This window comes from Flavobacterium sp. ASW18X, assembly GCF_005144745.1.
Taxonomy (GTDB): Bacteria; Bacteroidota; Bacteroidia; order Flavobacteriales; family Flavobacteriaceae; genus Croceivirga.
Window position 1 is genome coordinate 304,581 of the sequence record NZ_SWKK01000003.1, and the last position, 12,936, is coordinate 317,516.

Here is a 12,936-nt window from a genome sequence, read left to right on the forward strand (position 1 = left end):
TTTCTTAAAAAAGATGGCTTTTTTTATTCAGGTACATTTTCTTACATTTATGAAATGTTGAAAAATTTAACATAATCATAATTAACTAACTAAACTGAATTGAAATTATGGAGCAACTTGTGAATTTTCTGCCTGCATTTGGGGTATTGGCCTTATTGTATGTCTTTATTAAAAGTGGTTGGGTTTCCAAACAAGACGTGGGAGAAGAAAAAATGGCACGTATAGCAAAAAACATTGCAGACGGTGCCATGTCTTTTTTAAAGGCAGAATATAAAATACTAGCCGTATTTGTTTTAGCTGTGGCCGTTTTACTCTTCTTTAAGGGGAGTAATGAAGAAGGCTCTAATGGCCTAGTGGCGGTATCTTTTATTGTTGGGGCCATATGTTCTGCGTTAGCCGGTTTTATAGGGATGAAGGTAGCTACCAAAGCTAATGTCCGTACTACCCAGGCAGCAAGAACTTCGCTAGGAAAAGCCTTAGAAGTGGCCTTTGCTGGTGGAGCTGTAATGGGGCTTGGCGTAGTAGGTTTGGGCGTACTTGGCTTAAGTGGTTTATTCATGATTTATAGTGGTCAGGGTTGGGCTTTGGGGGAAGTCCTTAATGTGCTTTCTGGATTTTCTTTGGGAGCTTCTTCCATAGCGTTATTTGCGCGCGTAGGCGGGGGTATTTACACAAAAGCTGCCGATGTTGGTGCAGATTTGGTAGGTAAAGTAGAAGCGGGTATTCCAGAAGACCATCCACTAAACCCTGCTACAATAGCGGACAATGTAGGGGATAATGTAGGGGATGTTGCAGGTATGGGAGCGGACCTTTTTGAATCTTACGTAGGTTCTATTATTGGTACTATGGTATTAGGTGCTGCATTTACGCAAATTCCAGCTTTTCAATCATCTTTTGATGGGTTGGGCGCAGTCTATCTTCCGCTAGTACTTGCGGCAGTAGGTATTATTATGTCTATTATAGGTACCTTTTTTGTTAAAGTAAAAGACGGAGGTAATCCCCAAACAGCACTAAATATAGGTGAATTTGGTTCTGCTGGATTGATGCTGGTGGCTTGTTATTTTATTATACAAATGATGCTGCCAGAAAGTTGGTCTTTCAACGGTGTAGAATACGGTTCTTTAGGAGTATTTATAGCTGTTTTGGCTGGTTTAATTGCTGGTTTGGCCGTTGGTAAGGTAACCGAGTATTATACCGGTACCGGTACTAAACCTGTAAATAGTATCGTACGTCAATCAGAAACTGGTGCGGCTACCAATATTATTTCTGGTTTGGGCGTAGGGATGATGTCTACCATGTTTCCTATCTTGTTAATTGCTGCAGCTATTTTGGTATCTCACCATTTTGCGGGATTGTATGGTATTGCTATTGCCGCGGTGGGGATGTTAGCAAATACTGGAATACAGTTAGCGGTAGATGCGTACGGACCTATTTCTGATAATGCTGGAGGTATTGCAGAAATGGCAGAATTACCCAGTGAAGTCCGCGAGCGAACCGATAAATTAGATGCAGTTGGTAATACAACAGCGGCTATTGGTAAAGGATTTGCAATTGCTTCTGCGGCCTTAACAGCTTTGGCCTTATTTGCAGCTTTTATGCAAACGGCAGGCGTAACGGGTATAGATGTTTCTAAGCCTACAGTAATGGCAGGTTTATTAATTGGTGGTATGCTACCATTCGTATTTTCAGCCTTATCCATGAATGCAGTAGGTAGAGCAGCGATGGCTATGATAGAAGAGGTGAGAAGGCAGTTTAGAGATATACCACAACTTAAAGCAGCTTTAGAAGTAATGAGAGCGGTAGATTCTGATATGTCTAAAGCTACGCCCGAGCAACGTGCGACTTTTGATGCTGCGGATGGGGTAGCAGAGTATGATAAGTGCGTAGCTATTTCTACACAAGCTTCTATTAGAGAAATGGTACTTCCTGGATTACTAGCTATTGCTGTGCCGGTTGCCATCGGTTTTATAGGTGGAGCAGAAATGTTAGGTGGACTTTTAGCAGGAGTGACTACAGCGGGAGTCCTTATGGCGATATTTCAGTCTAATGCTGGTGGTGCATGGGATAATGCTAAAAAAACAATAGAGAGTGATGGTAGAAAAGGCTCGGATGCCCACAAGGCAGCAGTAGTAGGGGATACCGTTGGGGATCCTTTTAAGGATACTTCTGGTCCTTCTTTAAATATTTTATTAAAGTTGATGAGCGTAGTAGCATTGGTCATTGCACCCAGTTTAACCAGCATGTCTGCAACTGATGACATAAGCATGTTAAAAGAGGATGGCAAATCTATTACGATGACTACGGACAAGGGGATAGAGACACAACAAGTAGAGAAGCAAATCCGTGTAGAAATGAGTAATACGGAGAAGGGTGCATTTAAGGCAATATTAACCGAAACTACTACGGTCAATGGTAAAGTGACAGAAGAAACAAAAGAGTTTTCTGGAGCAACTAAAGAGGAGGTGCAAAAAGCAATAGATGCTTATACACAAAAAAAAGAATAAGGCATAACTTCCCCGAGTTATTGTTAAGGAGCTACAATTTACAAAGTAGCTCCTTAGTTTTTTATTGTAATTTAAAATTGATAGGGATAGAAAAAGGAACCTTTACGGGTCTACCTCTTTGCTTTCCAGGTTGCATGGTGGGCAGTTTACTCATAATCCGGGCGGCTTCTTTTTCTAATAGCTCATGAGGTCCACGCATTTTTATATTTGTAATGTAACCGCCTTTATCAATGGTAAAAAGTACGTGTACTTTACCTTGTAACTGCATGTCTATAGCAGTTTCAGGGTATTTAAAGGTTTTCTTTATATGTTTTAGCATCATTTCTTGAAAACAAGCTTTTTTATCGGTAGCACCTTCGCAACCTGGAAAAATAGGGGCGTCTTCTACCGCAATAAAAGAGACTTCTTCTTCCTCTTCTACAGCTAGCGTTTCTATCGCTGTATAGTCTAGCTCAGTTAAATCATCTGTAGATTCAGGAAGATTAATAATGCTTTCAGGAACCTCAACATCATCTTCTTTTATAGTTATAATTGCAGGTGATTTTATTATTGGTTTAGGTGGCTCTGGTAGCTGTTGTAGGGTGATGGGGACTTCTTCATCTATAGAAATCAATGCTATACCGTTCTGTGCCTTAGGTGTCGCTTTAGCGAATGATTTCCATTCTATGGCGATATAACTTAGGGCTAAAATAAAAGCTAAACCGGCAACAAAGAAGGTGCCGGAATGCTTTTCTACTTGTAAATTAGGATGTTTTTTAGCTTTCATAAACATTTGGTTTTAGGATTATGCTTATGAAAGTAGGTGTTGTATTATCGTTTAAAAATTAGGGATGAGTAAACTCCTTGGTTGAATGAGCTAACGCATCTTAAACAATAAGGTTGATGGTTGTGTTGTGCGGATAGGCACAATTTTTTTAAATCACTGATCGGTACTTCTTTGGTTTGTTTCCTAATTCATTGGCCCATTCTATGGCGTCTTCTAAATCCAGAAATGTTTGCATTTGATTGCGCATAAACATTTTTTCTAATAAAGAATTAGACCAAGATTTACCTTTTTTCTGAGTAACTATTGCATAGCCTTTTAAAGAATAGCTAAATCTAAAAAAGTGAATCCAATCACTTGGTACCACAGAATAGTTGTTAACGCGGTTAGAGATGTAAACCACCTCTTTGCCATTATGGTCATATAAATTGGTAAGTTCTTCTACCACTTGTTTGGCGTGGTCTTTCCAGTTAAATACGATATCTTCTTTAACTTCTGCGACCACAAAATTTTCAAAAAGATAATAATCGCCAAAAGGATAATTTATTTCCTGAATGGCATCTTTGTAATAGGGGGATTCTTTTACACTTGTCATTTACGTCCTTCACATTTATTTCTCTAACAAAATTACGTTCAAGAGTTATTTTTATTTTAACCCATCGATAAAGTGCACGTAAAATAGGTGTAGTATGTAAGAAATGGACTATATCGAAGAAAATAGTCTGTAAAACGACTAAGTGTAAGTGAATTAAGGCGTTGTTTTATCTCGGTGAAATGCTACGGTGATTAAAAAAGGCCATGTATTTCAGCATCAATTCTGTTAATAATGTTGCCCAAATCTTCTGGGTTAGATACAAAATCAATATCGTCTACATCAATTATCAATAACTTTCCCTTTTCATAAGTATTAGCCCAAGCCTCATAACGTTCATTCAATCGGCTTAGGTAATCTATACTGATACTGCTTTCGTAATCTCTACCTCTTTTGTGTATTTGTTTTACTAAATTAGGAATGGTACTACGTAAGTAAATAAGCAGGTCTGGTGGCTGTACCAAACTTTCCATTAGCTCAAACAACCCTTTGTAATTGTCAAAATCTCTATTGGTCATTAGGCCCATGGCATGTAGGTTGGGTGCAAAAATATGAGCATCCTCATAAATAGTACGGTCTTGAATTACCTTTTTACCGTGTTCTCTAATTTTTAGAATCTGTCGGTACCTGCTGTTTAAAAAATAGATTTGTAGGTTAAAACTCCAACGCTCCATTTGGGTGTAAAAATCATCTAAATAAGGATTGTCTACAACATCTTCAAAATGGGCCTCCCAATGGTAATGTTTAGCCAATAAAGTAGTTAGGGTAGTTTTTCCTGCTCCAATATTTCCTGCGATGGCAACGTGCATGTTTCTTGGTTTTAACGGGTGTTGTACAAATTAATCGGGAGGTGCAATATACAAGTATTCCACAGTCCTAAAAAATCTTTTTGCTCGCTAATTAGGCATATTTTTTGGATTTAATTTTTTTAAAATAAAGATTAAACCTTTTTCAATTTTAGGGGTCTTACCTCTAATCAAAAACAGACCAAAAATGAGATTGAACCACATTTTAATTGTTTGCGCCTTACTATGTTTAAGGTTTGCTTGCGCTCAAGAATTTCAAGGCATAGCAACGTATCAAAGCAAGACTACTTTGGATATTAATTTAGAAGGTAGGCGCATACCGGAAGATAGAAAGGCCCAGATAATGGAGCGTATGAAAAAGGGCATGGAGCGTACGTACGACTTAAATTTTGATAAAACTGCAAGTTTATACACAGAACAGCAAGCTTTGGAAACACCCAATACGGATAGTAGGGGTGGCCGTTTTAGAATAATGATGGGCGGCTCTACAGGTATTTATTACAAAGACATACAAGCCAAAACATTTAAAAATCAACAAGAGCTTTTTGGAAAGGTTTTCTTAGTAGTAGATAGTTTGGAGCCATGGCAATGGAAATTGGGTTCTGAAACCAAAAAAATCGGAAACTACACGGCCTACAAGGCAACAGCCATTAAAAAAATAGATACGAGCAAAACAAATCAGTTTAGACGATTTGGACCGCCACCTCCACCGGGAGATGAGGAGAAAAAGGCGCAAGAAAAGGATAGTACTGGTACAAAAACGGAAAACACTCTTTTTAACCGAATGGAACAACCTACGGAAAAAGAAATTGTAGCGTGGTATACTCCAGAAATTCCTGTAAGTACAGGACCAGGGAACTATTGGGGTTTACCAGGACTAATCCTAGAGGTACATGACGATAAAACCGTAATCCTTTGTTCTAAATTAGTGCTAAACCCAACGGAGAAATCTAAAATTGAGGCACCTAAAAAAGGCAAAGAAGTTACCCAGGCTGAGTATGATGAAATTGTTGTAGATAAGATGAAGGAAATGTCTGAACGATTTAGAGGGGGTAACAGAGGTAGACAAGGCGGATTTAGACCAAGAGGGTAATGATGGGTACATATAAAATTGCGGTATGGGTAGGGAGTTTACTTTTTACCGTAGGAGCGTTAGCACAAAACATTACGCTAAAAGGTATGGTCAAAGATAGTCTGCAAAACCCTTTAGATATGGCTAATGTTATGGCTGTAAACCAAGATGGGCAGGCGTTAGATGGTTTTGGAATCACCAGCCCTGAAGGTAAATTTCAATTTAATGTAAAGGCAAACGCTACATACATGATAAGGGTTAGTTTTTTAGGATTTACCACCAAAGAAATTCCCTTGACCACAACAACACAAGATGTTAATTTAGATGTCGTTCTATACGAATCGGCAGAAAGTTTAGATGAGGTAGAGGTAGTCTATGAGATTCCAGTTTCTATAAAAGGTGACACCATTATTTACAATACGGATTCTTTTGTAACGGGTACAGAAAAAAAATTAGAAGATGTTTTAAGCCGTTTACCTGGGGTAGAAGTCAATGATGACGGCGAAATAGAGGTAGAAGGTAAAACAGTAACTAAGGTAATGGTAGAAGGCGAAGATTTTTTTGATGGTGATTCTAAATTGGCGACGAAAAATATTCCTGCAAATGCTTTGGATAAGATAGAAGTGCTACGTAATTATAGTGAAGTTTCACAATTAAAAGGGGTTACCAATAACCAAGATAATATAGCCATTAATTTAAGATTAAAAGAAGGGAAAAAGAAATTTTGGTTTGGAGAGATTACCGGTGGTGCAGGTCCAGATGGCAGGTATACTGCCAACCCCAAGTTGTTTTACTATAGCCCGGATTTTAGCTTAAACCTGCTAACGAACCTTAACAATGTGGGCGAAGTAGCTTTTTCTAGAAGAGATTATTGGAATTTTACGGGAGGTTTTAGAGGGGCTACTCGTAGCAATACAGGAACTAGTTTTAATACGGGTTCTAGTGGCTTAGGGATTAGTACGGCACAAAACGATAGAGCAAAAGAAATAGATACCAAATTTGGTGCTTTAAACTTTACCTTAAAACCAACGGATGTTTGGACATTAAATGGTTTTGGAATATACTCCTATACTAATACGCTTATGGAAACAGAAGCAAGCAGGATTTTTATTGCAAGTAACCAAACGGAACAAACCACGGCTAGTACAGACCAAGTTTCTAAACTGGGGCTTATAAAGTTGGGGTCTAACTACAAGCCTAACGATACTTTTCAATGGAATTATGATGTTTTGGTAAGGCTATCAGACGAGGAAGAAGTTACAAACACCTTGTCTTTGACAACAACCGCAGATACTATTAACGAGCAAAATAGCCAACGACCAACAACCATTACACAAAATAGCAATATATATTACACGGCTAATGAAAGCAATATTTTTGCTTTAGAAGCAAGTTATGAGTATGCAGATGAAAATCCGTTTTATAATGCTATTAGGGAGCAGCAACCGTTTTTAGGCACCATTCCTTTTAACGAAGAGCAATCTGTATATAATGTAAATCAGGACCAATACACCCAAACGCATCGATTAGATGCTAAACTGGACTATTTTTGGGTAACCTCTCCTAAAAGTCATGTAAACTTTACCCTGGGCACTACGGTAAGTGAGCAACGTTTTAATTCTAAAATATTTCAAATTTTAGATAACGGCACATCGGAAGATTTTAATGAGAGTGCGTTAAACAATGATGTTGACTTTTCTTTTTCTGATGCTTTCTTGGGTATGCACTACAAACTAGTTGCAGGTAAGTTTACGTTAAATCCTGGTTTTCATGTGCATGCGTATAAAGCCACGAACACTCAATTAGGAACTTCTGTAAGTGATGATTTAGTGAACATAGTGCCAGATATGTTTATTCAATACCAATTTAAAGATTCGGAGAGCTTACGCTTTAATTATAACATTACGCGGAGTTTTTCAGATATTAACAGCTTTGCTTCGGGTTATATCTTTAACAATTACAACTCGCTCTATCAGGGTAATCGGGATTTAGAAAGTGCATTGTATCATAATGTCAGCTTAAACTTTTTCAGTTTTAAAATGTTTAATCAGCAAAATATCTTTGCGAATGCCTCTTACAGCAAGCGCATAGATGCATTTAAGACCAATACCAGTATTACGGGTATAAATCAGGTTAACTCACCAATAAATTCCAATTTGGAAGATGAGACCCTTTCTACCAATGGCAATTACCAAAGAACTTTTGGTAAGGTAAAAGTTAGTGCCCAAACCGGACTTTCTTATGGTAATACTAATAATATTGTTAACGGTGAAGCTCAAAATTCGCAATCGTTTACCCAAAATTATACGGCTTCTGTGGGTAGTAGTTTTGTAAATGCACCCAATTTAGAGATAGGTTACCGCTACACGGTAAACGATTACAATACAGGTGCCACCAACGCTACGTTTTATACCGATAGGCCATTTGCTAAGTTTGATGCCGCTTTCTTAAACGGCTTTGTGTTCTTGGCAGATTACGATTACTATTTTTATAGGGATAAGGCAGAAACGGTAGAGAATAAATACGGTTTCTTAAATGCCAGTTTATCCTATCAAAAACCTAAAAGTAAGTGGGAATATAGTATTGAGGCTACCAATTTGACCAATAATGAGGTGCTGAATAGGGATACGTATAACGACAATTTTATAAGTACTTCTGCCTATTTTGTGCAGCCAAGGTATCTGATATTCAAAATTAAGTACGATTTATAATTTTCAATTTTGTCAAAAGCATTTGGCTTCCTACTTTTGTCCTCCATTAATGAGGAAGGATTTGACTGATTGCAACCTCAGAAGTTGAAACTGGTTTTCGGCGGAAATAAAAAAATGCTAAAAAGTGGTGTTAACTTCTTTGGGGTGTTTCGTCAAATCTATCCATAAAATTGAAATGAATGCCCTATTTATTTACTTCGGAGTCCGTAAGTGAAGGACACCCAGATAAAATAGCAGACCAGATTAGCGATGCCTTGTTAGACAACTTTTTGGCGTTTGACCCAGAAAGTAAGGTTGCATGTGAGACCTTGGTAACTACAGGCCAAGTGGTATTGGCCGGAGAAGTAAAGAGCGATACTTATTTAGATGTGCAAACCATAGCTAGAGAGGTAATTAACAAAATAGGTTACACCAAAGGGGAATACCAGTTTAGTGGCGATTCTTGCGGCGTAATTTCTTTAATACATGAGCAAAGCCAAGATATTAACCAAGGTGTAGACCGTGCTACTAAAGAAGAACAGGGTGCAGGAGACCAAGGAATGATGTTTGGTTACGCCACTAAGGAGACCGAAAATTACATGCCTTTGGCTTTGGATATTTCTCATAAAATTTTGCAGGTATTGGCAGATTTAAGGAGAGAAGGCAAAGAAATATCCTATCTGCGCCCAGATGCAAAGGCACAGGTTACCATAGAGTATTCTGATGAAAACGTACCGCAGCGTATAGATACAATTGTGGTTTCTACCCAGCACGATGCTTTTGACGAGGACGATGCTATGTTGGCTAAAATCAAAAAGGACATTATTGAAATCTTGATTCCACGGGTTAAGGAACAATTGCCAGCCTATGTGCAAGCATTGTTTACTAATGGTATAACGTATCATATAAACCCTACTGGCAAGTTTGTAATAGGAGGTCCGCACGGAGACGCTGGTCTTACAGGTCGTAAAATTATAGTAGATACCTATGGGGGTAAAGGAGCGCATGGTGGTGGTGCCTTTAGTGGTAAAGACCCGAGTAAGGTAGACCGTAGTGCCGCTTACGCGGCAAGGCATGCTGCCAAAAATTTAGTGGCTGCAGGGGTTGCAGATGAGATTTTGGTGCAGGTGAGTTATGCTATTGGTGTAGTAGAGCCTACCTCTATTTTTGTAGATACTTATGGTACGGCAAAAGTTGATTTATCTGATGGTGCAATAGCTAAAAAAGTGGCAGAATTGTTTGATATGCGTCCGTTTGCTATTGAAGAACGCCTTAAACTACGTAACCCTATCTATTTAGAGACCGCCGCTTACGGGCATATGGGTAAAACCCCACAAACCGTAACCAAGGTTTATGAGTCTCCTTACAACGGTAGAATAGAAAAAGAGGTAGAGTTGTTTACTTGGGAAAAATTAGATCAGGTAGATGCGGTAAAAGCCGCTTTTGATATCTAAAAGAATCGTATAGATTTAACTTTTAATTGAAAAACCGCTAAGTATTTAGCGGTTTTTTTATACGTAATTTCTTAGTTTGTATTTTGGAATACAAAAAGAATTCGTTGCAACATCAGAAGAAAAGAAAGCAGCCTTGGCCCACCAAGGACGCCATGCAACAAATCTATGAACTAGGTTTTTGGGGCTCAGGAAACAATCCATATTATTCTGGTCATGGTTCTCACCATCCAAAATATGTAATACCCTATATTTCTGCGGTATCTCAGTTTTTAAGCAGTTTTACAAACCCGATCAAGGTATGCGATTTAGGCTGTAGAGATTTCAATATAGGCAAGAAGCTGATTCCCTTTGTTTCAGAATATATTGGTGTAGATATTGTACCGGCACTTATTCAATTCAACCAAGAAAAGCATAGCACGGATAGTGTGTGTTTTAATTGTTTAAATTTGGCAGAAGAGGAACTGCCAAAGGCAGATTGTGCTATTGTTAGACAGGTGCTGCAACATTTATCCAATACAGAGATTGAAAGTATAGTACCCAAGTTGTATCAGTATAACTACCTAATACTAACAGAACACCTTCCAGAAGGTAAATTTCAGCCTAATTTAGACATTATTTCGGGTAGAAACATTCGCTTAAAAAGAAATAGCGGTGTAATTCTAGAAGCAGCACCGTTTAACTTTAAGCCGATAGCAAAAAAGCAGTTGCTAGCCATCCAAGATGCTACAAATGGGGGCGTTATAATCACTACCTTATATCAATGTAATTAAAATAACCAAATTGAGATTTACATGCTTCCAAGAATTCTGTTTACGGCTATAATTGTTTATGTTTAAGGGAAATATGAGGATATGAAAACTCCGTACTACGTGTTTGTGTTTTTTGTGTTATTAATTTTAAATCCAATTAACGCACAGGAATCTGTGTTTGTATCTGACTTTATAGAGCGATTAGAAAATTCGCAAAAGTACGTGGAGCAAGTGGCGGAGCTCATGCCAGCGGAAAAGTTCCAGTATAGGGCTTCAGAAGAATCCTTGAGTTTTGCACAAAATCTATTGCATATCGGCTTCGCCTTAAACTGGCATTCCAAAACTTTGATTGGAGGCATAAAAACCCCAACTTGGCAAGAAGATACAGTATATAAAGAAGCGGGTAAGTCAAAGAAAGAAATGATTGCAATAGTAAATGCTACATTTAAAGAGGCAATTGCATTGTTAAAACAGATAGATGTTGATGAATTGGAAAATCGACAGGATTATTTTGGTTTGGATAGGACCAAAAGGCAAATCTGTTTGCTTTTGGCAGACCATATTACGCATCACCGAGCTCAAATGATAGTCTATTTAAGATTAAACGGAATTACACCGCCACGGTATGTGTTGTATCAATAATTCACAGAAAAACGGGTGGTTAGCGTTTATTAAAACAACTGTTACAAATTCAATAGAAAAGTAGTAATCCTTTAAAAAAAGGTAAAACATTAGGAATTCTAATATTTCTGCCTTTATATTTGCCCTATAAAGTTCACACACGTATTGAATAGTTATCAAGAAAGGTGGAGGGAATAGACCCTTTGAAGCCTTAGCAACCCTTGAGCGTTACCAACAACTGTTGGTGCTTCAAGAAGGTGCTACATTCTACCCTAGTGGGAAGGATAACACAAAGAGAATTTCTCATCTATCTTCTTATAACTTTTTTATACCTGTTTACGACAAACATGTCGTTGGCTTTTAGTATTCAATTTTTAATAGTCGATAAAAACAGAAACATGAGTAATTCACAATTTGCAACCAACGTTTTACACGCAGGCCATGATACCACACAAACAGGCGGTACCAGAGCTGTTCCCATTTACCAATCTACCTCTTATGTATTTAACAATACGGACCATGCGGCCAATCTATTTTCTTTGGCAGAACTTGGATTTATCTATACCCGTTTAAATAACCCTACCAATCAAATTTTACAAGAGCGTTTAGCTGCTATTGAAGGTGGCGTAGGTGCTGTAGTTTTTGCATCGGGTACTGCTGCCATTTCTACCGGTTTGCTAACTTTATTAAAAGCAGGAGACCATATTGTGGCTTCTAGTAGTCTATATGGTGGCACCTATAATTTGCTAAATGTAACCTTACCAAGATTAGGTATTACCACTACGTTTGTAGATGCCGCAGACCCAGACAATTTTGGCAAAGCAGTACAAGAAAATACCCGTGCGTTTTTTGTAGAATCCTTAGGAAATCCAAAATTAGATGTGTTGGATTTAAAAGGGATTTCTAAACAGGCAAAGGCAGCGCAGGTTCCTTTTATTGTAGATAATACGGTAGCAACACCAGGCTTACTAAATCCTATTGAACATGGTGCCAATTTGGTAATACACTCGTTGACCAAATATATTGGTGGTCAAGGTAATTCTCTAGGTGGTGCTATAATAGATGCAGGAACGTTTGATTGGAGCAATGGTAAATTCCCTGAATTTACAGAGCCTTCTGCAGGTTACCATGGTTTGGTATACCATGAGGCCTTGGGCGCCGCAGCATTTACGTTTAAACTGATTTTAGAAGGACTTCGTGATTTTGGTGGGGCATTGAGTCCTTTTAACGCCTTCCAGATTATCCAAGGATTAGAAACCTTGCCGGTACGTATAAAACAGCATAGTGAAAACGCCTTGGCATTGGCAGAATGGTTAGAAGGTAGAGAAGAAGTAGCTTGGGTAAATTATCCAGGTTTAAAGAGTAGTAAGTACAATAGCCTTGCACAAGAATATTTGCCTAAAGGGCAAAGTGGTATTGTTACTTTTGGGGTCAAAGGTGGTTTTGAAGCAGCAAAAAAATTAACAGACGCAACCAAGGTCTTCTCTTTATTGGCCAATATTGGTGATACTAAATCTTTAATTATACACCCAGCGAGTACCACACACCAGCAATTGAGCGTAGAGCAGCAAGCAAGTGCCGGGGTTACACAAGATTTGATTCGTTTGTCTGTTGGTTTAGAAGATATAGCGGATTTAAAGTCCGATTTGGAACAGGCATTCGCGGCCGTAAAATAATACAGTTAA

General features: G+C 38.3%; 10 protein-coding genes and 1 riboswitch. Of the genes, 7 read left to right on the top strand and 3 right to left on the bottom strand.

Going from position 1 to position 12,936, the window contains the following annotated elements:
• The first annotated feature begins 107 nt into the window (after window positions 1-107).
• Window positions 108-2,504 (top strand): sodium-translocating pyrophosphatase, encoded by a 2,397-nt coding sequence (locus FBT53_RS02350; protein ID WP_136949560.1) that lies wholly within the window; start codon window positions 108-110, stop codon window positions 2,502-2,504.
• Between the two features lie 61 nt (window positions 2,505-2,565).
• Here the strand turns inward: FBT53_RS02350 and FBT53_RS02355 are convergent, their stop codons facing one another.
• The 3 genes from FBT53_RS02355 to FBT53_RS02365 form a co-directional block, all read right to left on the bottom strand.
• Complete coding sequence (locus tag FBT53_RS02355; protein WP_136949561.1) at window positions 2,566-3,270, bottom strand: energy transducer TonB; 705 nt, start codon at window positions 3,268-3,270, stop codon at window positions 2,566-2,568.
• Window positions 3,271-3,418: 148 nt separating this feature from the next.
• Window positions 3,419-3,862, bottom strand: coding sequence for a hypothetical protein (locus FBT53_RS02360; RefSeq protein WP_136949562.1), 444 nt, complete (start codon window positions 3,860-3,862; stop codon window positions 3,419-3,421).
• A 191-nt stretch (window positions 3,863-4,053) separates the two neighbouring features.
• Complete coding sequence (locus tag FBT53_RS02365; protein WP_136949563.1) at window positions 4,054-4,668, bottom strand: deoxynucleoside kinase; 615 nt, start codon at window positions 4,666-4,668, stop codon at window positions 4,054-4,056.
• A 184-nt stretch (window positions 4,669-4,852) separates the two neighbouring features.
• Between FBT53_RS02365 and FBT53_RS02370 the strand changes: the two genes are divergently transcribed.
• The 6 genes from FBT53_RS02370 to FBT53_RS02395 all read left to right on the top strand — a co-directional run bounded on the left by FBT53_RS02370 (window position 4,853) and on the right by FBT53_RS02395 (window position 12,927).
• A complete protein-coding gene (locus FBT53_RS02370) occupies window positions 4,853-5,758 on the top strand; it encodes a GLPGLI family protein (RefSeq protein WP_136949564.1) in 906 nt (301 codons plus the stop codon).
• A 2-nt stretch (window positions 5,759-5,760) separates the two neighbouring features.
• The gene (locus FBT53_RS02375) at window positions 5,761-8,448 is read left to right on the top strand and encodes an outer membrane beta-barrel protein (RefSeq protein ID WP_370323660.1); all 2,688 of its coding nucleotides are present in this window, start codon (window positions 5,761-5,763) and stop codon (window positions 8,446-8,448) included.
• 179 nt (window positions 8,449-8,627) lie between these two features.
• On the top strand, window positions 8,628-9,881 hold the full coding sequence (metK, locus tag FBT53_RS02380; protein ID WP_136949566.1) for a methionine adenosyltransferase: 1,254 nt from the start codon (window positions 8,628-8,630) through the stop codon (window positions 9,879-9,881).
• Between the two features lie 152 nt (window positions 9,882-10,033).
• Window positions 10,034-10,651, top strand: coding sequence for a class I SAM-dependent methyltransferase (locus FBT53_RS02385; RefSeq protein ID WP_136949643.1), 618 nt, complete (start codon window positions 10,034-10,036; stop codon window positions 10,649-10,651).
• 81 nt (window positions 10,652-10,732) lie between these two features.
• Window positions 10,733-11,272, top strand: a complete 540-nt coding sequence (locus tag FBT53_RS02390; RefSeq protein WP_240729747.1) for a DinB family protein — start codon at window positions 10,733-10,735, stop codon at window positions 11,270-11,272.
• A gap of 149 nt (window positions 11,273-11,421) precedes the next feature.
• Window positions 11,422-11,542, top strand: a riboswitch (SAM riboswitch).
• 107 nt (window positions 11,543-11,649) lie between these two features.
• A complete protein-coding gene (locus tag FBT53_RS02395) occupies window positions 11,650-12,927 on the top strand; it encodes an O-acetylhomoserine aminocarboxypropyltransferase/cysteine synthase family protein (protein WP_136949567.1) in 1,278 nt (425 codons plus the stop codon).
• Window positions 12,928-12,936 lie beyond the last annotated feature (9 nt).